The 23,045-nt window shown below is 68.0% G+C and carries 22 protein-coding genes; 13 read left to right on the forward strand and 9 right to left on the reverse strand.

Annotated elements, in window-relative coordinates:
- Positions 1-197: 197 nt before the first annotated feature.
- The 4 genes from ABIB38_RS16920 to ABIB38_RS16935 are packed head-to-tail and all read right to left on the reverse strand — an operon-like array spanning position 198 to position 2,695.
- Entirely contained in the window at positions 198-1,124 is a 927-nt protein-coding gene (locus ABIB38_RS16920) for a TIGR03571 family LLM class oxidoreductase (protein WP_429205576.1), read from the reverse strand.
- Between the two features lie 4 nt (positions 1,125-1,128).
- Positions 1,129-1,281, reverse strand: a complete 153-nt coding sequence (locus ABIB38_RS16925; protein ID WP_429205577.1) for a hypothetical protein — start codon at positions 1,279-1,281, stop codon at positions 1,129-1,131.
- Positions 1,278-2,255 carry a quinone oxidoreductase family protein gene (locus ABIB38_RS16930; protein ID WP_429205579.1) on the reverse strand — a complete coding sequence of 326 codons (978 nt, stop codon included), beginning with the start codon at positions 2,253-2,255 and terminating at the stop codon, positions 1,278-1,280. The genes ABIB38_RS16925 and ABIB38_RS16930 overlap by 4 nt, the downstream gene beginning before the upstream one ends.
- A gap of 20 nt (positions 2,256-2,275) precedes the next feature.
- Complete coding sequence (locus ABIB38_RS16935; RefSeq protein ID WP_429205677.1) at positions 2,276-2,695, reverse strand: methylglyoxal synthase; 420 nt, start codon at positions 2,693-2,695, stop codon at positions 2,276-2,278.
- A 375-nt stretch (positions 2,696-3,070) separates the two neighbouring features.
- On the opposite strand from ABIB38_RS16935, the gene ABIB38_RS16940 reads away from it, so the two are divergent.
- From ABIB38_RS16940 to ABIB38_RS16990, 11 genes are all read left to right on the forward strand, one after another.
- Positions 3,071-3,886: a DUF2182 domain-containing protein gene (locus ABIB38_RS16940; RefSeq protein WP_429205580.1), complete on the forward strand. Its 816-nt coding sequence runs from the start codon at positions 3,071-3,073 to the stop codon at positions 3,884-3,886.
- A gap of 248 nt (positions 3,887-4,134) precedes the next feature.
- Positions 4,135-4,860, forward strand: coding sequence for a YebC/PmpR family DNA-binding transcriptional regulator (locus ABIB38_RS16945; protein ID WP_429205581.1), 726 nt, complete (start codon positions 4,135-4,137; stop codon positions 4,858-4,860).
- Positions 4,861-4,872: 12 nt separating this feature from the next.
- Positions 4,873-6,138 (forward strand): phosphoribosylamine--glycine ligase, encoded by a 1,266-nt coding sequence (purD, locus tag ABIB38_RS16950; RefSeq protein WP_429205583.1) that lies wholly within the window; start codon positions 4,873-4,875, stop codon positions 6,136-6,138.
- A gap of 222 nt (positions 6,139-6,360) precedes the next feature.
- Entirely contained in the window at positions 6,361-7,272 is a 912-nt protein-coding gene (gene hemF / locus ABIB38_RS16955; RefSeq protein ID WP_429205585.1) for an oxygen-dependent coproporphyrinogen oxidase, read from the forward strand.
- Entirely contained in the window at positions 7,269-7,955 is a 687-nt protein-coding gene (locus tag ABIB38_RS16960; RefSeq protein ID WP_429205586.1) for a nicotinate-nucleotide adenylyltransferase, read from the forward strand. Before hemF ends, ABIB38_RS16960 begins: the two co-directional genes overlap by 4 nt.
- Positions 7,955-8,683: a ribosome silencing factor gene (rsfS, locus tag ABIB38_RS16965; RefSeq protein WP_429205587.1), complete on the forward strand. Its 729-nt coding sequence runs from the start codon at positions 7,955-7,957 to the stop codon at positions 8,681-8,683. Before ABIB38_RS16960 ends, rsfS begins: the two co-directional genes overlap by 1 nt.
- Positions 8,684-8,691: 8 nt before the next feature.
- Positions 8,692-9,162, forward strand: a complete 471-nt coding sequence (rlmH, locus tag ABIB38_RS16970) for a 23S rRNA (pseudouridine(1915)-N(3))-methyltransferase RlmH (RefSeq protein WP_429205589.1) — start codon at positions 8,692-8,694, stop codon at positions 9,160-9,162.
- A gap of 28 nt (positions 9,163-9,190) precedes the next feature.
- Positions 9,191-9,808: a Maf family protein gene (locus ABIB38_RS16975; protein WP_429205591.1), complete on the forward strand. Its 618-nt coding sequence runs from the start codon at positions 9,191-9,193 to the stop codon at positions 9,806-9,808.
- Between the two features lie 68 nt (positions 9,809-9,876).
- Positions 9,877-11,340: a ribonuclease G gene (rng, locus tag ABIB38_RS16980; RefSeq protein WP_429205593.1), complete on the forward strand. Its 1,464-nt coding sequence runs from the start codon at positions 9,877-9,879 to the stop codon at positions 11,338-11,340.
- A 424-nt stretch (positions 11,341-11,764) separates the two neighbouring features.
- Positions 11,765-14,179: a catalase gene (locus tag ABIB38_RS16985; RefSeq protein ID WP_429205595.1), complete on the forward strand. Its 2,415-nt coding sequence runs from the start codon at positions 11,765-11,767 to the stop codon at positions 14,177-14,179.
- 124 nt (positions 14,180-14,303) lie between these two features.
- Positions 14,304-15,281 (forward strand): zinc ribbon domain-containing protein, encoded by a 978-nt coding sequence (locus ABIB38_RS16990; RefSeq protein WP_429205596.1) that lies wholly within the window; start codon positions 14,304-14,306, stop codon positions 15,279-15,281.
- A gap of 18 nt (positions 15,282-15,299) precedes the next feature.
- Here ABIB38_RS16990 and ABIB38_RS16995 read toward each other — a convergent pair whose 3' ends face one another.
- From ABIB38_RS16995 to ABIB38_RS17010, 4 genes are read right to left on the reverse strand one after another with little or no spacing between them, the layout of a single operon-like run.
- Positions 15,300-16,103 (reverse strand): substrate-binding domain-containing protein, encoded by an 804-nt coding sequence (locus ABIB38_RS16995; protein ID WP_429205597.1) that lies wholly within the window; start codon positions 16,101-16,103, stop codon positions 15,300-15,302.
- Positions 16,104-16,134: 31 nt separating this feature from the next.
- Positions 16,135-16,788 (reverse strand): energy-coupling factor ABC transporter ATP-binding protein, encoded by a 654-nt coding sequence (locus ABIB38_RS17000; protein WP_429205679.1) that lies wholly within the window; start codon positions 16,786-16,788, stop codon positions 16,135-16,137.
- 56 nt (positions 16,789-16,844) lie between these two features.
- Positions 16,845-17,552 (reverse strand): ABC transporter permease, encoded by a 708-nt coding sequence (locus tag ABIB38_RS17005; RefSeq protein ID WP_429205599.1) that lies wholly within the window; start codon positions 17,550-17,552, stop codon positions 16,845-16,847.
- Positions 17,553-18,455, reverse strand: coding sequence for a formate dehydrogenase accessory sulfurtransferase FdhD (locus ABIB38_RS17010; protein WP_429205681.1), 903 nt, complete (start codon positions 18,453-18,455; stop codon positions 17,553-17,555). It lies immediately after the preceding gene.
- Positions 18,456-18,641: 186 nt separating this feature from the next.
- Between ABIB38_RS17010 and ABIB38_RS17015 the strand changes: the two genes are divergently transcribed.
- Positions 18,642-20,153, forward strand: coding sequence for a class I adenylate-forming enzyme family protein (locus tag ABIB38_RS17015; protein WP_429205600.1), 1,512 nt, complete (start codon positions 18,642-18,644; stop codon positions 20,151-20,153).
- 39 nt (positions 20,154-20,192) lie between these two features.
- Here ABIB38_RS17015 and ABIB38_RS17020 read toward each other — a convergent pair whose 3' ends face one another.
- Positions 20,193-20,441: a hypothetical protein gene (locus ABIB38_RS17020; RefSeq protein WP_429205601.1), complete on the reverse strand. Its 249-nt coding sequence runs from the start codon at positions 20,439-20,441 to the stop codon at positions 20,193-20,195.
- 287 nt (positions 20,442-20,728) lie between these two features.
- On the opposite strand from ABIB38_RS17020, the gene ABIB38_RS17025 reads away from it, so the two are divergent.
- Entirely contained in the window at positions 20,729-22,990 is a 2,262-nt protein-coding gene (locus tag ABIB38_RS17025; RefSeq protein WP_429205603.1) for a family 1 glycosylhydrolase, read from the forward strand.
- Positions 22,991-23,045 lie beyond the last annotated feature (55 nt).

The raw sequence follows: 23,045 nt of genomic DNA on the forward strand, positions 1-23,045 counted from the left end.
CCGTATGTACACCCCCTGCCCGCATTTCCGCCACATGCCGTCCTGGAAGCGCCTCACAGCATGAAAAGCCTTCTTTTTCCCGGCCGGTGTCCGAGACAAAGCCCTTCGCGGCTCCAGCAATCCTGGCGCCGCGCATGCGGACGGCATGGCGAGCGCAGAACGAATTACGTGGCGGCGCCACCCGTGCCGGCACGCGCCTAGAGCCGCGGCAGGATCTGGGCGCCCAGTTCGTGCAGGACGTCCGCGGCCGGCCGCGCTCCCCGATGCAGGTTGAACAGGATGTGCGCGACGCCGAGGTCGCGCATGCGTTCGAGATAGGCGGCCAGCGCGTGGCGGCCGGTGCGCAGGCCGAGTTCGATCGCTTCGGCCGGCGCCGCCGGATCGTCCAGCAAGTCCAGCTGCACCGACTGGATGAAGGGCTTGCGCAGGCCTGGCGCGCGCTGGTCCTGCGCCATCTGCCACAGGGCGATCCGGCCTTTCTGGCGGTCTTCCTCGCGATGGTAGCTGGCCCAGCCATCGGCATGCGCGGCGATCCACTGCAGCGACTGTCGCGCGCTGCCGACCGCGAGCATCGGGATGCGCGCCTGCGGCGGGGGCAGCACGCGGTACTGCCCGTCGTCCGAAGCGGCGGCCGGCGCCGGTTCGAGCGCGGCGCGCACGGTGTTCCAATGGTCGCGAAAGGCGGCGTCGCGCGTGTCCAGACCGGCCCCGAAACGGGCGAACTCCTCGGGACGATCGCCCGAACCCAGGCCCAGCAGCAGACGGCCGTGACTGATCCGGTCCAGGCTCAGGGCCGCCTTGGCCACGTGCAGCGGATGGCGCAGCGGCAGCACGATGGCCCCGGTGGCGAGCGCGATCCGCTGCGTCACCGCCGCCAGCGCGGCCAGCCACAGGAAGGGATCGTCCAGCGCCACGGTCTCGTTGGCGCTGCCCTGCGGGATCATCAATGGCACGTCGCGGGTCCAGAGGGCGCCAAAGCCCAGCGCATCCGCCAGGCGCGCATGCTGCTGCGCCAGCGCGAGGTCGGCCACGGCGCCGGGTCCGCCCGCCATGGGCGTCATCAGCCCGACCGTCAGGCGGCCCGGGACGAAGACTTGCCCGTATGCGCGGTTGAAGCCCTCCATGGACTCAGGTGAAATAGGCTTCGGAGCCGAAAGTGAGCGCCACCACCACCAGCATGGCCAGGACCAGCACGATCAGCAGGCGCCCGAACTTCGGCGCGCCGTCGCCGGACGGCGGCGCGGACGGCGGCCGCGGCTCGTCATCGCGCGTGTCCCTCATGGCAGCAGCACCGTCGAACCGGTCGTGCGGCGCGCTTCCAGCGCGCGGTGCGCCTTGCCCGCCTCGGCCAGGGAAAAGGTCTGGTGCACCTCGACCGTGACCCTGCCGCTGCCGACCATGTCGAACAGCTCGGCCGTCATCGCCTCTTGCTCTTCCTGGGTGCTCATGTAGTCGAACAGGGTCGGCCGGGTCAGGAACAGCGAGCCGCGCCGCGCCAGCTCGCTCGGCGCGAACGGCTCCACCGCGCCCGAGGCGTTGCCGAAGCTGACCATCAGGCCGCGCCGGCGCAGGCAATCGAGCGAGGCGGTGAAGGTGTCCTTGCCCACCGAGTCGTACACCACCGGCACGCCCTCGCCCCCGGTGAGCTCGCGCACGCGCGCCACGATGTCCTCGGTGTTGTAATTGATGACGTGGGCCGCACCGTGGCGCAGCGCCAGCGCGCCTTTTTCCGTTGACCCCACGGTGCCGATCAGGCGCACGCCGAGCGCGCGCGCCCACTGGCAGGCAATCAGGCCGACGCCGCCGGCCGCGGCGTGGAACAGGACCGTGTCGCCGGCCTTGACCGGATAAGTCTGGCGCAGCAGGTATTGCACCGTCAGGCCCTGCAGCATCATGGCGGCCGCGGTCTCGAAGCCGATCGCGTCGGGCAGTTTGACCAGGAAGCGGGCCGGCATGGTGCGCACGCTGGCATAGGCGCCGAGCGGCCCGCCGGCATAGGCCACGCGGTCGCCCGGCCGCACGTGGGTGACGCCCTCGCCCACCGCCTCGACCACGCCCGCGCCTTCCTTGCCGAGAAAACCGGGCAGCAGCTGCGGATACAGGCCAGTGCGGAAATACACGTCGATGAAGTTCAGGCCGATCGCGTGCTGGACGATGCGCGCCTCGCCCGGCCCGGGCGCCGGCGCCTCGACGTCGACGTATTCCATCACTTCTGGGCCGCCGGTGGCGGCGATCCGGATCGCTTTGGCGAGCATGGTTTCTCCTGTCGGGTGGGTCAAGCGGCGCTGCGCGCGCCCATCAGTTGCGACAGCACCAGGCGCGCGGTCGAGACGTTGGTCGCGCACGGGATGTTGTGCACGTCGCAGGCGCGCACCAGGGCGTTGATGTCGGGTTCGTGCGGCTGCGGCGTCATCGGGTCGCGCAGGAAGATCACGCAATCGATCAGGCCGTCGACCAGCAGGGAACCGATCTGCAGGTCGCCGCCGACCGGCCCCGAATGCTTGCGCTCGACGTTCAGGCCCAGCTCGTTGATCAGGCGCCCGCCGGTGGTGCCGGTGGCCGACAAGGCGCAGCCCTGCAGGAACGCGCGGTACTCGGCGGCGAGCGAGATCATGTCGTCCTTCTTCTTGTCGTGCGCGATCAGCGCGATGCGAGGCATGTTCGGTGCGGCGGCGGTCGGAATCGGGATGGTCATGTCGTGGGCGGCATCTGGCGTGGTCGGGACGCTCATAAGAATACCGCATTCGACCACGCGGTCATATAACTGATGGCGCCGTCGCGTTCTGAAGAAGATCAAGATCAGTGCGAGACCGTGGCGGCGGCGCCGAAGTTCGGCGCCGCGACCGGTCGATTGCGGCGATGTGGCATCGCGCGTGTGGTAAGGGAGTTGCACCGCTGGCGTCAACGCAACGGTTAATCCGGCGACGGCGGCCTCGGCGTCAAGGCGCATCCGGCCGCGCCCGTCGAACGGGGTCGATGCGCGCACGGTCGAAACCATGTATCTCGACCAAAAGGAGAATCCAATCATGACCTGGAAGACAGCGCGCACGGGCCCGCCGGGAGCATCGCAATGAAGCTGCGTGACGCCGAAGCGCGCCGCGAGCGTTTTCTGCTGCTGGTCCTGATCGTCGTATCGCTGCTGGCCAGCCTGTGCTGGGCTGGCCTCGTGCTGGGCGGCCTGGTGCTCAGCGGCCAGCCCTTTGCCGCGAGCGCGGCGGCCGGCGCCGCGCGCGGCGCCGGCGCAGCCGGCGCGGCCACGGCCGCCATGGCCGCGCCCTTTCTCGCCTCCCAGGCCGGCCAGCTGGCGCTGGTCTTCCTGACCTGGGCCGGCCTGTGCACCGCCCTGATGCTGCCGCTGGCCAGCCGCGCCACGGTGCTGTTCGCGCACATCGCCGGGAAGCGCGCCGCCCAGCGCGCGCGCCTGCGCACCACGCTGTTCGTGCTCGGCTACCTGGGCGCCTGGACCGGTTTCGCGCTGCTGGCCGCGATCGCCCAATGGACGCTGCACGAATCCGACCACGGCGGCGCCGTGCGCCACCCGCTCCTGCTCGGCCTGGCCATGGTGGCGGCCGGCGTCTACCAGTGGACACCCGCCAAGCATGCCTGCCTCGAACACTGCCGGGCGCCCCTGCCCGGCATCCTGGCTGGCTGGCGCGACGGCCTGGCCGGCGCGTTCGGGCGCGGCGCAGCCCACGCCCGCCAGTGCCTGGGCTGTTGCTGGCTCCTGATGCTCCTGCTGCTGGCCGCCGGCCCGGACAACCCGGCCGCGATCGCCGTCGTCGGCCTGTTCGTGCTGGCCGAGATCCGCCTCGCCAGCGGCCACTGGATCGCCTGTGCGGGCGGCCTGGCGCTGCTCGCCCTGGGGACCCGGATGCTGTTTCCCTAGGGACACCTCGGAATACCGTCGCGAGCGGCAGCAGTTTCGGTCGGGCCGCGCAGGTCGGGCCGCGCAGGTCGGGCCGCGCAGGTCGAGAAGCGCGGCCATACCAGCGTACAGCGAGCACCGCAGACCTGCGCGGCGCGACCAAAAATGCAACGCGCAGCAGGTTTTCGACGTGCCCATGGGCGAGTTTGCAAGGGGTGCCTATGCTAGAATATCGGCCACTCTTGCATACCGTCTAAGGAATTCTCGACATGGCTGGACACAGCAAATGGGCCAATATCAAGCATAAGAAAGCCGCTACCGACGCCAAGCGCGGCAAGATCTGGACGCGCCTGATCAAGGAGATCACCGTGGCCGCGCGCATGGGCGGGAGCGACATCGCTTCCAACCCGCGCCTGCGCCTGGCGGTCGAGAAGGCCGCGGACGCGAATATGCCGAAGGATAACGTCACCCGTGCGATCCAGCGAGGCTCGGGCGAGCTCGAAGGCGTCAACTACGAAGAAGTGCGCTACGAAGGCTATGGCATCGGCGGCGCGGCGATCATCGTCGATTGCCTGACCGACAACCGCGTGCGCACCGTGGCCGAAGTGCGCCATGCCTTCAGCAAATTCGGTGGCAATATGGGCACCGAAGGCTCGGTCGCCTTCATGTTCAAGCACACCGGCCAGTTCCTGTTCGCGCCGGGCGTCGACGAAGACAAGCTGATGGAAGCCGCGCTCGAAGCCGGCGCCGACGACGTCATGGCCGACGAAGAAGGCGGCTTCGAAGTGCTGTGCGATCCGCACGCCTTCTCCGCCGTGAAAGAAGCGTTGGCGTCCGCCGGCTTCAAGGCCGAAGTGGCCGAAGTCATCATGAAGCCCGCCACCGAGACCGTGTTCACGGGCGAGGACGCGGCCAAGATGCAGAAACTCCTCGACGCGCTGGAAAACCTGGACGATGTCCAGGAAGTCTTCACCAACGCCGTGATTGAAGAATAATTGGTAGAGAATATGAAAATCCTCGTAGTCGGCTCGGGCGGCCGCGAACACGCGCTGGCGTGGAAACTGGCCCAATCGGAACGCATCCAGACGGTCTTCGTCGCGCCCGGCAACGGCGGCACCGCGCTCGATGCGCGCCTGGTGACGGTCGACCTGCTTGACCCGGAGGCGCTGGCCGATTTCGTGGTGCGTGAAGGCGTGGCCCTGACCCTGGTCGGCCCGGAAGCGCCGCTGGCGGCCGGCATCGTCAACCTGTTCCGCTCGCGCGGCCTCAAGATCTTCGGCCCCACCCGCGAGGCGGCCCAGCTCGAGAGTTCGAAGGATTTCGCCAAGGCCTTCATGCACCGCCACGGCATCCCGACCGCGAAGTACGAGACCTTCTCGAGCGCCGCCGCGGCCCACGCCTACATCGACGCCAACGGCGCGCCGATCGTGATCAAGGCCGACGGCCTGGCGGCCGGCAAGGGCGTGGTGGTCGCGATGTCGCTGGACGAAGCCCACGCTGCGGTCGACCACATGCTGTCCGATAACGCCTTCGGCGACGCCGGCGCCCGCATCGTGATCGAAGAATTCCTGGCCGGCGAGGAAGCCAGCTTCATCGTCATGTGCGACGGCAGGAACGTGCTGGCGCTGGCCACCAGCCAGGACCACAAGCGCCTGAAGGACGCCGACCAGGGCCCGAACACGGGCGGCATGGGCGCCTATTCGCCGGCGCCGATCGTGACGCCGTCGATGCATGCGCGCGTGATGCGCGAGATTATCAACCCGACCATCCAGGGCATGGCGCGCGACGGCATCCCGTTCACCGGCTTCCTGTACGCCGGCCTGATGATCGATGCCGACGGCAACCCGCGCACGCTCGAGTTCAACTGCCGCATGGGCGACCCGGAAACCCAGCCGATCATGGCGCGCCTGAAGAGCGACTTCGCCACCGTCCTGGAACACGCCTGCAACGGCACCCTCGACACGGTCGAGCTGGAATGGGACCGCCGCACCGCCGTGGGCGTCGTGATGGCGGCTGCCGGCTACCCGGACAGCCCGCGCAAGGGCGACGTCATCGACGGCATCCCGCCGGAAGCGCCGGAATGCGTCACCTTCCATGCCGGTACCAGACTCGTGGACGGCAAGCTGCAGACCAACGGCGGGCGCGTGCTGTGCGTGGTGGGCCTGGGCGACAGCGTCAAGATGGCGCAGAAGCGGGCGTATGAAACGGTCGAGAAGATCCACTTCAATGGCGCGCAGTACCGGCGCGACATTGGCTGGCGCGGCGTTAAGTAAAAGCCGCCCTCAGAAGGCTTTTACGAGCCGCCCTCAGAAGGCTTTTACGAGCCGCCCTCGGAAGGCTTTTACGGGCCGCCCTCGGAAGGCCCTTACGAGCCGCCCCTGAGTAGGCTCTTGCGAGCCTGCCCCGGCAGGCTCCAAGCCCCGAACCAACGCCAGATAGAGACATCCGGTGGGCCGGTGTACAATCGGCCCACTTTTTCATTTCAGTCGTTCATCATGTCATCCCCCAATCCCGCCGCCGTCAAGGCCTGGCTGCTCGCGCTCCAGGAGCGCATCGTCCACGGTCTCGAGCAGGTCGACGGCAAACCGTTCCTGCGCGAAGAGTGGCAGCGCCCCGAAGGCGGCGGCGGCGTCTCGCGCCTGGTCGAGGAAGGCCATGTGTTCGAACGCGGCGGCGTGAACTTCTCACACGTGCGCGGCGCCGCCCTGCCGCCGTCGGCCACCGCCGTACGCCCGGAGCTGGCCGGCCGCGCCTGGGAAGCGATGGGCGTGTCGCTGGTGCTGCATCCGCGTAACCCCTACGCCCCGACGGTGCACATGAACGTGCGCTTCTTCGAGGCGACGGCGCCCGGCAAGGACCCGGTCTGGTGGTTCGGCGGCGGCATGGACCTGACCCCGTATTACGGCGACGTCGAGGATGCGCGCCACTTCCACCAGGCCTGCCACGATGCGCTGGCGCCGTTCGGCGCCGAACTGCATCCGCGCTTCAAGGCCTGGTGCGACGACTACTTCTACCTGAAGCACCGCAAGGAACCACGCGGCGTCGGCGGCATCTTCTTCGACGATTTCAACGAACTCGGCTTCGAGCAATCGTACGCCATGGTGCGGGCCGTCGGCGAGCGCTTCCTGGACGCCTACCTGCCGATCCTGCAGCGCCGCAAGGACCTGCCGTATGGCGAGCGCGAGCGCGACTTCCAGGCCTACCGGCGCGGCCGCTACGTCGAGTTCAACCTGGTGTGGGACCGCGGCACCCTGTTCGGCCTGCAGTCCGGCGGACGGACCGAAGCGATCCTGATGTCGATGCCGCCGATCGTCAAATGGCGCTACGACTGGCATCCCGAACCCGGCAGCCCGGAGGCACGGCTGTATTCCGACTTCCTGGTGCACCGGGACTGGCTGGCGCCGTGACCGGCACCAGGAGCGCGCCGGAACGCAACCGCTGCATCGCCGTCCTGGGCGGCAGCTTCGATCCCGTGCACCAGGGCCACGTCGCGCTGGCGCGGCTGTTCGCCGGCCTGTTGCGGCCGGACGCGCTGCGCATCCTGCCCGCCGGCCAGCCGTGGCAGAAGAACGGCCTCGCGGCCAGCGACGCCGACCGCGTCGCGATGCTCGAGCTGGCCTTCGCGCCCTTGAACGGCGCCGCCCTGCCGGTCACGATCGACCTGCAGGAAATCGAACGTAACACGCCAACGTATACGGTCGAGACCCTGCGCGCGCTGCGCCGGGAGCTCGGTCCGCGCGCCTCGATCGTGTTCCTGATGGGGGCCGACCAGTTGCGCAAGCTCGACAGCTGGAACGAGTGGCGCGAATTGTTCGCGCTGGCCAACCTGGGCGTGGCGACGCGTCCCGGCTACGAGCTGGCGCAGGAAGCCTTGCCGCCGGCGGTGGCCCAAGAACTGTCGACGCGGCTGGCGACACCCGACACCGTGCGCCTGAGTGCGCACGGAAAAGTCTGTCTTGCGCCGACACTGGACGTGGACCTCTCGTCCAGCCAGCTGCGCGCGGCCTTGCAATCGGGCGCAGATGCAAGCGCGCTTGGGATGGCGCAAGTGCTAGACTATATTCAACAACATAACCTGTACAAAAACTAATGGATATCAAGAAACTGCAAACCCTCGTCGTCGACGCCCTGGAAGACGTGAAAGGGCAGGACATCGTCCTGTTCGACACGACCCACCTGACCAGCCTGTTCGACCGCATCGCGGTGGTCTCGGGTACGTCGAACCGCCAGACCAAGGCGCTGGCCGCCTCGGTGCGCGACAAGGTCAAGGCGGCGGGTGGCGACGTGATCGGCATGGAGGGCGAAGACACCGGCGAATGGGTGCTGGTCGACCTGGGCGACATGATCGTCCACATCATGCAGCCGGCCATCCGCCAATACTACCGCCTCGAGGAAATCTGGGGCGAGAAGCCGGTCAAGCTGGGCGCCGCCAAGCGCAAGTCGACCGTCGAAGGCCTCGAAGCCGAGGCCGCCAAGCCGAAGTCGAAGCACCTGGCCGCCAACCAGGCGCAAGAAGAAGCCAAGCCGGTCAACGAACGCAAGCCGGCCGCCAAGCGCGCGACCAAGGCCGTTGCGGCGACCGACACCGCCGCCAAGCCTGCTGCCAAGAAAGCGGCCGTCAAGAAGACCGCCGCCAAGGCGGTCCCGACCGGCAAGACCGTGAAGGTCGCACCGAGCAAGACCGAAGTCGCCGCCGTCGAAGCGACCAAGGCCAAGCCGCCGAAGCGCGTGAGCAAGGCGGCTGCGCCGAAGGCCGCCCCGGCCGCCGATGCGCCGGTCAAGAAGGTGATCCGCCGCATCAAGAAGGACGCCGAGTAAGGGTCCACATGCAGTTGATTATTGCCGCGGTCGGTCACAAGATGCCGGCCTGGATCGAGTCCGGCTTCACCGAGTATACGAAGCGCATGCCGCCCGAGCTGCGCATCGTGCTCAGGGAGATCAAGCCGGTCGAGCGTTCCGGCAGCAAGACCGCCGCCACCGCGATGGCGCTCGAGCGCGAGCGCATCGAGGCGGCCCTGCCGAAGGGCGTGCGCATCGTCGCCCTGGACGAACGCGGCAAGGACCTGACCAGCGTCGCCTTGTCCCAGCAACTGGAAACCTGGCAGCGCGACGGCCGCGACACCGCCTTCCTGATCGGCGGGGCCGACGGCCTCGATCCCGAACTGAAGGCGCGCGCCGAAGGGCTGATCCGCATCTCCAGCATGACCCTGCCGCACGGAATCGTCCGGGTCATGCTGGCGGAACAGCTGTACCGCGCCTGGTCGATCACCCAGAACCATCCGTACCACCGGGTCTGAGCGGGCCCCACCCAGAACAAGAACAGCGATGAAAAACCAGCACAACAAAATCTACCTCGCATCCAAGAGCCCGCGCCGGCGCGAACTGCTGCGCCAGATCGGGGTCGACTTCGAATTGATGCTGCTGCGCAGCGACCCGGGCCGCGCGGTCGACGTCAGCGAGGACGTGCTGCCGGGCGAAGACGTCCACGATTACGTGGCGCGCGTGGCCAGGGCCAAGGGCGCTTTCGCCTTCAACATCCTGCTGCAGCGGCGCCAGCCGCTGCGCCCGGTCCTGACCGCCGACACCACCGTCACCATCGACGGCGACATCCTCGGCAAGCCGGCGGATAACCGAGAAGCGGTCGCCATGCTGGAGCGCCTGTCGGGGCGCACCCACCAGGTGCTGACCTCGGTGGCCGTGCATTCCCAGCACGTGGCCGAGCAGGTCACGCAAGTGTCGAACGTGCGCTTCGCCACCCTCAGCCCGGCCCAGATCAGGGCGTATTGCGCCACCCTGGAGCCCTATGACAAGGCCGGCGGCTACGGCATCCAGGGACCGGCGGCGCTGTTCATCGAGCACATCGAGGGCAGCCATTCGGGCATCATGGGTTTGCCGCTGTTCGAGACCGCCAACTTGCTGCGCAAGGCGGGCCTGGCGATCTGATTCACCGCTTCGGCCGCAGGGCCGGCGCGTGTATCATGTCCTCCTGAACAATACGCACGGCAGGATCCATGAACGAAGACATCCTCATCAACATCACACCGCAGGAAACGCGCGTGGCGCTGGTCCTGCAGGGCGCGGTACAGGAGCTGCACATCGAGCGCACGCTCACGCGCGGGTTGGCGGGGAACGTCTATCTGGGCAAGGTGGTGCGCGTGCTGCCGGGCATGCAGTCGGCCTTCATCGACATCGGCCTGGAGCGCGCCGCCTTCCTGCACGTGGCCGACATCTGGGAAGCCCGCAGCCACGACGGCGGCAACGCCCCGCCCACTCCGATCGAAAAACTGCTGTTCGACGGCCAGGTGCTGACCGTGCAGGTCATCAAGGACCCGATCGGCACCAAGGGCGCGCGCCTCTCCACCCAGATCTCGATCGCCGGCCGCATGCTGGTGTATCTGCCGCAAGACCACCACATCGGCATCTCGCAGAAGATCGAAAAGGAAGCCGAGCGCGAACGCTTGCGCGCGCATCTGCAAGGCCTGCTGCCGGCCGAGGAAAAGGGCGGCTACATCGTGCGCACAATGGCCGAGGAAGCCTCGAGCGACGACATCGCCGCCGACGTCGACTACCTGCGCAAGACCTGGGGCGCCATCGTGCAGGGCGCGCGCACCCTGCCGCCCACCACCCTGCTGTACCAGGACCTGAGCCTGGCCCAGCGCGTGCTGCGCGACTTCGTGCACGACGAGACGGCCACCATCCAGGTCGACTCGCGCGAGAACTTCCTCAAGCTGGCCGAATTCGCCCAGGTCTACACCCCGAGCGTGCTGTCGCGCCTGACGCACTACACCGGCGAGCGGCCGCTGTTCGACCTGTACGGCGTGGAAGAGGAAATCCTGCGCGCGCTGGGCCGGCGCGTGGACCTGAAATCGGGCGGCTACCTGATCGTCGACCAGACCGAGGCGATGACGACCATCGACGTCAACACCGGCGGCTACGTCGGCGGACGCAATTTCGCCGACACGATTTTCAAGACCAACCTGGAGGCGGCGCACGCCATCGCGCGCCAGCTGCGCCTGCGCAACCTGGGCGGCATCATCATCCTCGACTTCATCGACATGGAGAACAACGAGCACCGCAACGCGGTGCTGGCCGAGCTCAAGAAGACCCTGGCGCGCGACCGCACCAAGGTCTCGGTGAGCAGCTTCTCGGCGCTGGGCCTGGTCGAGATGACGAGGAAGCGCACCCGCGAATCGCTGGCCCATATCCTGTGCGAGCCCTGCCCGGCCTGCTCGGGCAAGGGCCAGGTGAAAACCAGCCGTACGATCTGCTACGAGATCCTGCGCGAACTGCTGCGCGAAGCCAAGCAGTTCAACCCGCGCGAATTCCGCATCGTCGCCTCGCAGGAGGTGGTCGACCTGTTCCTGGAAGAAGAATCGCAGCATCTCGCCATGCTGGGCGACTTCATCGGCAAGCGCATCACGCTGCAGGTGGAAAAAGGGTATCACCAGGAACAATACGACGTGATCCTGATGTAGGTCCGGCCGCTGGAGGGCATCCGATTCGGCAGGGTCCGCGTGGTTCACTACGCGACGACTCACTGAAGAGGATACCCATGCACCGCCTGCTCCACCCGATCCTGCCGAAGTTCTCCTTCTCTCTCGCCTGCTCCCTCGCTGTTGACCTCGCCCTTGACGGTCAGCCCTTGCCCCATGGCGAGGGTCCGCCGGCGCTGCTGTCCGCCGACGACCTGCGCACCGGGTTCGCGCCACGTCAAATGGCTGTGCCGGATTCAGGTGCGGGTGTTCGTCGATCGTGTTTACGATAAAGAGCGCCTATCAAGCTGATAGAAATAATTTGATGCATTTATTGCATTGTGTGTGTCATCTCACAGAGCCAGGCTTTCGTGCTGGGCTATGTTGTTGAGGTTATTTCATAACCCTATAAACAGCGAGGACAAGGATGACCACTTCCAACCATTCCAGCCCGGTCGACGGCGCCGGTTCCATCCTGAGCACCGTGGGCGGCCCATCGGACGCCAATCCACCGAAAAGCCTGGGTGTCAGCAACCCGGTCGCCGACCGCCTGCTCGACAAGATCCCATCCGAGCAGGAACTGGCAGCCGACCGTCCTTACAATGCGACCAAGGCCAGCGAGTACGGCGAGGCCGCGCGCACGCCGACTGAAGGCGAGCAGTTCAAGCCGTCCACGCACGCCGCCACCGGCAGCACCGCCAGCGAGATCATCGCGGGCGACAAGGTGGGCGACGGCAATCCGCCGAAGGGCGAAAACCCGACCACCGACCCGCTCGACCGCGTGCGCGTCGATCCGGCCAAGCGCCACCTGACCACCAACCAGGGCGTGCCGGTGGCCGACAACCAGCATTCGCTCAAGGCCGGCCTGCGCGGCCCGACCCTGCTGGAAGACTTCATCCTGCGCGAGAAGATCAGCCACTTCGACCACGAGCGCATCCCCGAGCGCGTGGTGCATGCGCGCGGCTCGGCCGCCCATGGCTACTTCGAGTCGTATGACGACTTCGGCAAGCTCACCCGCGCGGTGCCGTTCTCGAAGAAGGGCAAGCGCACCCCGGTGTTCCTGCGCTTCTCGACCGTGGCCGGCGAACGCGGCTCGACCGACACCGCGCGCGACGTGCGCGGCTTCGCGGTCAAGTTCTATACCGAGGAAGGCAACTGGGACCTGGTGGGCAACAACATTCCCGTGTTCTTCATCCAGGACGCGATGAAGTTCCCCGACCTGGTGCACGCGGCCAAGCCGGAACCACACCACGCGATGCCGCAGGCGGCCACCGCCCACGACACCTTCTGGGACTTCGCTTCGCTCTCGCCCGAGATCGCGCACATGCTGTTGTGGACGATGTCGGACCGCGCCATCCCGCGCAGCTACCGCACCATGCAGGGCTTCGGCGTGCATACCTTCCGCCTGATCAACGCCCAGGGCGAAGCGCGCTTCGTCAAGTTCCACTGGACCCCGCTGCAGGGCACCCATTCGCTGGTATGGGACGAAGCGGTGCGCATCTCGGGCGCCGATCCCGACTTCCACCGACGCGACCTGTGGGAGGCGATCGAAGCCGGCAACTTCCCTGAATGGGAACTGGGCCTGCAGATCTTCACCGAAGAGCAGGCCGCCAGCTTCCCGTTCGACGTGCTGGACCCGACCAAGATCGTGCCGGAAGAGCTGGTGCCGCTCACGCCGGTGGGCAAGATGGTGCTGGACCGCAACCCGGACAACTTCTTCGCCGAGACCGAGCAGGTGGCGTTCTGCACCTCGCACGTGGTGCCGGGCATCGACTTTTCCAACGATCCGCTGCTGCAGGGCCGTAACTTCTCCTACCAGGATACCCAGCTGACGCGCCTGGGCGGCCCGAACTTCCACGAGATCCCGATCAACTCGCCGATCGTCCAGATCCAGAACAACCAGCGCGACGGCTTCCACCGCCAGGCGATCAACCGCGGCCGCGTGAACTACGAACCGAATTCGCTGGGCGGCGGCGCGCCGTTCCAGGCCGGGAAGGCGGGCTTCACCAGCTTCCCGGAACGCATCGTCAGCGAAGACAAGGTGCGCGGCAAGCCCGAGCTGTTCGCCGACCACTACTCGCAGGCGACCCTGTTCTGGCAAAGCCAGACGCCGGCCGAGCAGAACCACATCGTGAACGCCTTCCGCTTCGAGCTGACCCGGGTGCAGACGCCGGCCGTGCGCATTCGCACGCTGGCCCTGCTGGCCAACGTCGACGCGACCCTGGTGGCGCGCGTGGCCGAGGGCCTGGGACTGGAGGTGCCGGAACCGCTGCCGCTGGCGACCGATGCACCGATCCCGACCTACCCGCCCTCGCCCTCCCTGTCGCTGCTGAGCCGTCCCGGCCAGACCGGCATCAAGGGCCGCCGCGTCGCGGTCCTGATCGCGAGCGGTGTGGACGACAAGGCGGTCAAGAAGCAGTACGCGAGCCTGCTCAAGGACGGCGCCGTACCGCGCATGGTCGGCAATATGCTGGGCAAGGTGACGGCGCGCGACGGCGACCCGATCGACGTTGAAATCTCGGTCGAGGCCGGACCGTCGGTGATGTACGACGCCGTGATCGTGCCGGACGGCGACGCGGCGGTCGAGGCGCTGGCGAAAAATGCCCAGGTGCAGGAATTCCTGCGCGAGCAGTACCGCCACGGCAAGCCGATCCTGGCCTACGGCTCGGGCTCGAACCTGCTGGCGAAAGCCATGATCCCGCAGAAGCTGCCGGACGGTTCGGCCGATCCGGGCCTGGTCCTGGGCGACCCGGCCAATGCCGACGCGGCGCTGGACGCCTTCAAGACGGCGCTGGCCGGCCATCGCGTGTTCGCGCGCGAGACCGATCCGCCATCCGTCTGACCACTACCACGGTGGGAATAAGTTAGATTCCTGCCTGCGACGATCGTTATAATCGTCCAGCGGCGCCGCGCAGTTCGCGGCGCCGTTTTTTTTCCGCTTCCGTTTTTCAACCAGAAGGACTTCGATGCTCTGTTCACATTGCGGCGCGCAGATGGCGCCCGACGCCGCCTTTTGCTCCGTATGCGGCAAGGCCGCCGGCACGGCCCCGGTCAACCTGGACAAGCCCGGCGCGTCCGCGCCGCAGTCGGATGACGGCATTCCCGGCGGCACTCCCGGCAGCATTCCGGATGGCGTCAAAGGCTGGAGCTGGGGCGCCTTCCTGCTCAACTGGATCTGGGCGATCGGCAACCGCAGCTGGATCGGGCTGCTGGCGATGGTGCCCTACGTCGGCTGGATCATGGCGCTCTGGCTCGGCTTCAAGGGACGCGAGATGGCCTGGAAGAACAAGCAGTGGGACAGCCTGGAACACTTCAACCGCGTCCAGAGAAAATGGTCGCAATGGGGGATCGGCATCACGATCGCCGCCATCGTCCTGGCCGTGCTGGCGGCCATGCTCGCGCCCGACGTCGACGAGGCCGGCCGCGCCGTCACGGCGCAGCGCGACCAGGACGAGGCGCCGGCGCGCGCGAACGACGCCGCCGTGACCGCGCGCGGCATCGTCGACAGCAAGGCCGACGACCTGCCGGCCTCGCTGTCGACCGTCGCCGGCCTGCTCGACCGCCGCACGAATGCCGACGGCAGCCGCGCCGTCACCCTGGGCGGCAGGGTCTTGTTCAGCGGCGAAGACGCCGGCTGGCAGTTCCCGCTGCGCAGCTTTGCGCTGTCGGGCGGCAAAGAGGCGATCCTGATGGCCAGCAGCGGCGGCCGTGGCGCCGGCTGCGAGACCCTGTTCTTCTTCCTGCTGGCCGATGCGTCCGGCGTCAGGCCGACGCCGATGTTCGGCACCTGCGCGGCGCGCGGCAGCTTCGTGCAGCGCGGCGACACGATCGCGCTCGAACTGCCGGACGTCAGCGGCGCCTCGACGTTCGTGCTCGAGAATGGGGTCGTGCTCGAGGACGGCCAGGTGGTCAGCCTGACCGGCATGAACGACCCTTCGCGCTGAAGGATCGGGCGGTCGGGGTCAGCGCGGCGGCGCGAAGAACAGCTGCTCCCCGCCCGGCCTGAACGAGGCGATGCGCGCTTGTCCTTCGGGCGAGGTGATCCACTCGATCAGCCGTTTCGCGCCCTTGTAATTCACCCCCGCATGCCTGGCCGGATTGACCGCGATGATGCCGTAGGGGTTGACCATGCGCTTGTCGCCTTCGACCACGATCGCCAGTCCGGTTCTGGCCTTGTAGGCGGAGTAGGTCGCGCGGTCGGTCAGCGTGTAGGCGCGCATCTCGGCGGCCATGTTCAGCACCTCTCCCATGCCCAGGCCTGCCGACACGTAGTTGGCGCCCCGCGGCTTGACGCCGGCGCGCTGCCAGTAGGCCTTTTCCATCACGTCGGTGCCCGAGTTGTCGCCGCGCGAGATGAACCTGACGCCCGCGCCCGCGATGCGCCTGAAGGCGTCGATCACGTCCTTCGATCCCTGGATGCGGGCCGGATCGGACCGGGGGCCGACCACGACGAAGTCGTTGTACATCACGTCGCGCCGGTCGACGCCCCAGCCTTCCTCGACGAATTTGTCTTCCATCTCGCGCGCATGGACCAGGGTCACGTCGACATCGCCGTTCCTGGCCAGTTCGAGCGCCTTGCCGCTGCCGACCGCGATCACGCGGACCCTGGTGTTCGTTTTGGCTTCGAACACCGGCAGCAGGTGCTTGAGCAGGCCCGAGTTCTCGGTGCTGGTGGTGGTCGACAGGCGGATCACTTCCTGCGCCAGCGCCGAAGACGAAGCGAAGGTCGCGCACAGCAGGACGGCCAGTAATGAACGGCGTTGCATGGTTTTTCTCCTTGTTGTCATCGAATGCGTTTCATCGTACTTCCAGCTTCCCTTCGCGCAGCTTGAGCCGCCGCACGCCGGGCAGGTTGATCAGGTCGCGGTCGTGGCAGGCCATCACCACGCTGGCGCCCTGCCCGACCAGGGTCGGGATCAGTCCGATCACCTGCTCGCGCGCCGCGCCGTCGAGGTTGGCCGTGGGTTCGTCCAGCAGCAGCAGGCGCGGCTGCAGCACGCGCGCGCGCGCCAGCGCCACGCGCTGCTTCTCGCCGCCCGACAGGCGCGCAGGATCGTTGTCGCGCAGGTGCAGCACGCCGGCCCAGGCCATCGCCTCGTCGACCAGGCCGCGCACCTGCTGCCTGTTCACGCCGCGCGCCAGTAAGCCATAGGCGATGTTGTGGCCGACGCTGGTCGAGAACATGATCGGATGCTGGTGCACGTAGACGATGCCGCGCCTCAGCTGGCGCGGATACGGATACAGCGGCAGGCGGCTGCCTTCGAATTCGACCGTGCAGGCGTCGCACCGTTCCAGCCCGCCGAGCATGCGCAGCAATGTGCTTTTTCCGGCGCCGTTGGCGCCGGTCAGCACGTAGGCGCTGCCCTTGCCGATGTCGAGCCGGGCGATGTCGAACAGCAGGCGCTCGCCGTAGGCCTTGCGCAAGCCGTGCACGGTGAGCAGCGCGGGCATGGTCGGGGTCATGGTCGGGTTCAAGGTTGGGTTCACGGTCGGGCTCAAGGTCGGGCTTAAAGGCGCGCCCCGGGGTTGTGCGCCTCGCCCTGCAGCAGCACCAGCACGCCGTTCATGAGCAGCGCCAGGGTCACCAGCACGATGCCCAGCGCGATGCCCTGGGCGAACTCGCCCTTGCTGGTCTCGAGCGCGATCGCGGTGGTGATGGTGCGCGTCTCGCCCTCGATATTCCCGCCCACCATCAGCGCGCAGCCGACTTCCGAGATCACGCGCCCGAAGCCGCTGATCACGGCCGCCATCACGCCGTAGCGCGCCTCGTGCAGCACGGTGAACATCACGCCCACGGGCGAAGCGCCGTGGGCGATCGCGGTCTCGGCGTAGCGCGGGTCGAGCGCCTGCACCGCCGCCAGCGTGAAGGCCAGCAGCACCGGCAGGCCGATGATGAGTTGCCCCAGGACGATGCCCGGCTGCGAGAACAGCCATTCGAGCCCTCCCAGCGGCCCGCGCCGCGACAGCATCAGGTAGAGCAGCAGGCCGATCAGGACGGTGGGCAGCGACAGCGCGGCCTGGGCCAGCCAGACCGCGATGCGGCGCCCCGGGAAGCGGTGCATGGCGATCAGGTAGCCGAGCAGCACCGCCGGCGGCGTGGCCAGCATCAGGCCCAGCAGGCTGGTCTTGATCGAGACCCAGACGATGCGCCACAGCGCCGCGTCGCCGCTGAACAGCAGGGCGAAGGCGTGCGCGGTGGCGTCCAGCAGGCCCATCTAGCCACGCGGGTCGTCGTCGCCGCGCAGGTCGGGACGGACGTAGGGCACGTCCAGCAGCTGCGGCTCGAACACCAGGCGTTCGTGCCCGGCCAGCAGCAGGAAATGGCGTCCGCTGCAGCGCGCCAGCAGCGACATGCCGACTCGCTCGGCCACCATCCGGCCCATCTGCGTCGTGCCCGAGCGCGACAGCAGGAAGGGAATGCCCATCTGGGCGCCCTTGATCACCATCTCGGAAGTGAGCCGGCCTGTGGTATAGAACACCTTGTCGGCGCCATCGACGCCGTCGAGCCACATCAGGCCGGCGATGGCGTCGACCGCGTTGTGGCGGCCCACGTCCTCGACGAAGTACAGCAGCTCGCCGCGCTGCGTGAACAGCGCGCAGCCGTGCACCGAGCCGGCCTGCTTGTACACCGACTGGCGGGTGCGGATGGTGTCGACGATGCGGTAGACGGCCGACTGCGCCAGGCGCGCGCCGGCAGGCAGCGCGATCTGGTCCACCTCGTCCATCAGGCCGCCGAACACCGAGCCCTGGCCGCAGCCGGTGGTGACCACCTTCTTCGCGGTGCGCGCTTCGACGTCCTGGATGCCGTGGCGGGTAACCACGGCCACCGCGTCCACCGACCAGTCGACCTGGATCGACACGATGTCGTCCAGCGCGCGCACCAGGCGCTGGTTGCGCAGGTAGCCCAGCACCAGCGCCTCGGGCGCGCCGCCCAGGGTCATCAGGGTGACCAGCTCGCGCCGGTCGACGTAGAGCGTCAGCGCTCGCTCGGCGGGAATGGCGATGGCGCAGCGGCGTCCACGCTCGTCGATGGCCAGCACCTCGTGGGTCAGGACGGCGCGCGCCTCGGACAGCACCGGCCGGCCGGCCGGCGCTCCATGGCGCGCATCGCTGGGCATGATATTGCCGGTTGCGTCCTTCCTGGCCAAGACACTATCTCCTGTCGGTTGTCGCCGGTTCCATAAAATCAGTATAAACCTCCGATGGCGGCGCACGGCTGAACCCATTTACCTTTATGCAAGTTCACTTGCGATGCGCCGCGCCAGGCGGTATAAAGTGTGCCCCCTGTCGATCTACTCATCATCATGCAGTCCACCGCCTTTCGCCGCATCAGCGACATCCTGCGCCACGGCGCCGCCCACGCGCCGCACAACCCGGCGCTGATCGAGGACGGCCGCGCATGGTCGTATGCGCAGCTGGCCGCCGCCGCCGATGCCTGCGCGGCGCTGCTGCGCGAACTCGGCGTGCGTCCCGGCGACCGCGTGATGGTGGTGGCCGAGAACGGCGTGGCCCAGGTGGCGCTGCTGTTCGCCGCCGCCGCCATCGACGCCTGGAGCGTCAGCGTCAACGCGCGCCTGAGCGAGGGCGAGCTCGAGACCATCCGGGCGCACAGCGGCCCGCGCCGCGTGCTCTACGTGACGGGCAATTCACCGGACGCCGCGCGGCACGCGGCGCGCGCCGGCGCCCTGCCCTGCATCAGTGGCGAGGGCCAGATGGACGACCTTGGCGTGCTGGCCGGCCCGCTGGACGACAACTGCGCGCCCGAACCGGTCGATGCCGGCGCCGACCAGGTCGCGGCGCTGGTCTATACCACCGGCACCACCGGCCAGCCCAAGGGCGTGATGCTCAGCCACGCCAGCCTGCTGTTCGTGGCCGCCACGTCGAGCCGCCTGCGCGGGCTGACCCCTGGCGACCGTGCCTGGGGCGCTCTGCCGGTCTCGCACGTGTACGGCCTGACCTCGGTGCTGCTCGGCACCCTGTATGCGGGAGCCTGCCTGCATCTGGCGCCGCGCTTCGACGCAGGCGCCCTGCTGGCGTTGATCCGCGCGGGCGAACTGACCATCGTGCAGGGTGTGCCGGCGATGTATGCGCGCCTGCTGGCGCAGGCCCAGGCAGAGGATCTGGCCGCGCCGATTGCTTCGCGCCTGCGCTTTTGCTACGCCGGCGGCTCGCCGCTCGACCCCACCCTCAAGCGCTCGGTCGAGGCCTTGTTCGGCCTGCCCTTGCACAACGGCTATGGCCTGACCGAAAGCGGCCCGACCGTCAGCCAGACCCGGCTCGACGCGCCGCGCAGCGACAGCGCGGTCGGCCCGCCGATTCCCGGCGTCGAGGTGCGCATCATCAACCGCGACGGACTCGAGGTCGCGCCGGGCGAGGCGGGCGAGCTGTGGATGCGCGGTCCGGGACGGATGCGCGGCTACTACCGCGATCCGGCCGCCACCGCGGCGGCGCTGCGGCCAGGCGGCTGGCTGGCGACCGGCGACCTGGCGCGCCAGGATCCCGACGGCGCCCTGTTCCTGCTCGGCCGCACGCGCGAGCTGATCATTCGATCGGGCTTTAACGTCTACCCGGTGGAGGTCGAGACGGCGCTGAACGCGCACCCGGCGGTCGTGCAATCGGCGGTAGTGGGCCGGCCGTTGCCGGCGGCCGACGAAGAAGTGATGGCCTTCGTCGAGGCGCGCGGGGTCGACGAGGCGGCGCTGCAGGCCTGGCTGTGCCCGCGCCTGGCGCCCTACAAGCGCCCGGCGCGCATCGTGTTCATGGACGCGCTGCCGGCCGCGCCGAGCGGCAAGATCCTCAAGAGCCGTTTGCCCTGACGCGGCATTGTCGCCACTGGCGCGATGGCCCAGGTTTTTTCACTTGCGCCGCTTCTTCCAGTCGTAACCGGGACCGGTGACGTCCACGCCGGGATGCCCGACCAGGTCGGGATGCTCGGAGCACATGGTAACGAAGCGCACGCCTTCGCCGGCGCGCTGGCGCGCGCGCAGCGCTTCCATGAACTGCATCGCCTGCACCATCTCGCTGGTATCGAACGGATGGCAATGCGGCCGCATCTGCTCCTCACCCAGCTCCTCGTCCACGACCGTCCAGTACACCATATACATGCGTCATCCCCTTCCATCTTGTCCTGGCGTGCATTGTCGCCCGAACCGCGGGCCGGCGGCGTACCGACGGGGCAGAAGCGGTTCAGGCAAGGCTTGATGGCAGTGCCCGGATGTCACAAGCCGCACGTAAATAGCTGTAAGTCTTTGAGTTATAAAGGGTAAATAAAGAAATGCTTACAGAAAGTAGGATTTGTCCGAAAAACCCGAATTGTGTTGGCTACCTCACATAGCCAGCTGCATCGGACCGTTAGGCTGGGATCTGTGTTCATCACGCAGGTACGGACTTCATGAATATTCAAACCGACTCTTCCACGCCGGACCTCGCCCTGTGGGGCGGTCTCGAATGCACGGTCAACCGCGTACGCGACAATTACTTCAGCCAGATGGACCGCAACGGCCACGCCGAGCGCCTGCAGGACATCGAGCGTTTCGCCTCCCTCGGCATCGGGGCGATCCGCTATCCGGTGCTGTGGGAGCGCACCGCGCCGGACGGCATCGACAAGGCTGACTGGTCCTGGCCGGACGAGCGCCTGCCGGCGCTGCGTGAACTGGGCGTCAATCCGATCGTGGGCCTGGTCCACCACGGCAGCGGCCCGCGCCACACCAGCCTGGTCGATCCCGCCTTCCCCGACCTGCTGGCCGCCTACGCCGGCGCGGTGGCGGCGCGCTACCCCTGGGTCGAGTACTACACGCCGGTCAACGAGATCTGCACCACGGCGCGCTTTTCGGGGCTGGCCGGGGTCTGGTATCCGCATGGCGGCGACGAAGCCACCTTCATCCGCGCCCTGCTGGTGCAGTGCCGCGCCACCGTGCTGTCGATGCGCGCGATCCGCGCCGTCAATCCGCACGCCAAACTGGTCCAGACCGACGACCTGTCGAAGACCTATGGCACCCCCGAGATGGAAGGAATCAGCGGCTTCTTCAACGAGCGCCGCTGGCTGGCCTGGGACCTGCTGTGCGGGATGATCGACGAGAATCACAAGCTGTGGCGTTACCTGCTCGACTCCGGCGCCGGCGAGGAAGAGCTGCGCTGGTTCCGCGACAACCCCTGCCCGCCGGACGTGATCGGCGTGAACTACTACATCACCAGCGAGCGCTGGCTCGACCACCGTCCCGAGCGCTATCCGGAAACCCATCGCCACGTGTTTCGCGGCGTGCCGCACGCCGACATCGAGGCGCCGCGCGCGCTGGCCACGCCGACCCCGGGCATCGCCCCGCTGCTGATGGAGACCTGGGAACGCTACGGCCTGCCGATCGCGGTCACCGAAGCCCACATCGACGCCAACCGCGAAGACCAGATGCGCTGGCTGCTCGAGATCTGGAACGCCGCGCACAAGGCGCGCCAGCAAGGCGCCGACGTGCGCGCGGTCACGGTGTGGGCCCTGCTCGGCTCCTTCGACTGGAACTGCCTGGTGACCGAATGCCACGGCTACTACGAGCCGGGCCCGTACGACGTGCGCGGCCCGGCGCCGCGGCCGACCGCGGTCGCCACCCTGATGCGCGAGCTGGCCAGCAAGCGGCCGCTGTCCAATCCGGTGCTTCAGGGCGAAGGCTGGTGGCGCCGGCCGGGCCGCTTCCTGTGCAAACCGGTCGCCACCCGCACCGCGGTGGCCGACATCGCCGTGCGCAGCCAGTTCAAGTCGAGCCTGGTGCAGCCGATCCTGATCTCGGGCGCCAGCGGCACGCTGGGGTCGAGCTTCAAGCGCATCTGCGAGAAACGCAACCTGGCCTGCCACGTGCTGACGCGCCAGGAGATGGACATCACCGACCCGGCCTCGGTGGAAGCGGCGATCGTGCGCTTCAAGCCATGGGCGATCGTCAACGCCGGCGGCTACGTGCGGGTCGACGACGCAGAAGCCGACTTTGACCGCTGCATGCGCGAGAACACGCTGGGCCCGACCGTGCTGGCGCTGGCCTGCATCCGCCACGCGCTGCGCTTCATGACCTTCTCGAGCGACCTGGTGTTCGACGGCGCCAGGGACCAGCCGTACGTGGAATCCGACGCCGCCAACCCGCTCGGCGTGTACGGCCGCAGCAAGCTTGAAGCCGAGCAGCGCGTGCTGGACGCCGACCCACAGGCGCTGGTGATCCGCACCAGTGCCTTCTTCGGCCCCTGGGACCAGCACAATTTCGTGACCCAGGCCCTGAACGCGCTCGACGTCGGCCTGCCGTTCCAGGCGGCGGGCGACGTGACGGTGTCGCCGACCTACGTGCCGGACCTGGTCAACGTGTCGCTCGACCTCTTGATCGACCGCGAGCGCGGGGTCTGGCACCTGACGAATGGCGAGCCGGTCAGCTGGTTCGAGCTGGCCCAGCGCGCCTGCGCGGCGGCCGGGGTCTCGAGCGACAAGCTCGTGGAAGTCCCGCTCGGGGAGTGCGGCTACGCCGCCCGCCGGCCGGGCTACAGCGCCCTGGGCAGCGAACGCGGCCTGCTGTTGCCGTCGCTGGACGATGCGCTCAAGCGGTATGTGGAAGCCGTGCAGCAACGCGCCAATGGCGTCAGCCTCGGGCACGAACAGGCGGGGGAGGCGGCGCATTACGCGCGCTGATGCCGCCTACTTGGGTTCCCGCCTGCGCGGGAACGACGTAGCCGGACTGCGGACC

This window comes from Massilia sp. UYP11 (assembly GCF_050434805.1).
In the GTDB taxonomy this organism is placed as follows: Bacteria; Pseudomonadota; Gammaproteobacteria; order Burkholderiales; family Burkholderiaceae_D; genus Telluria.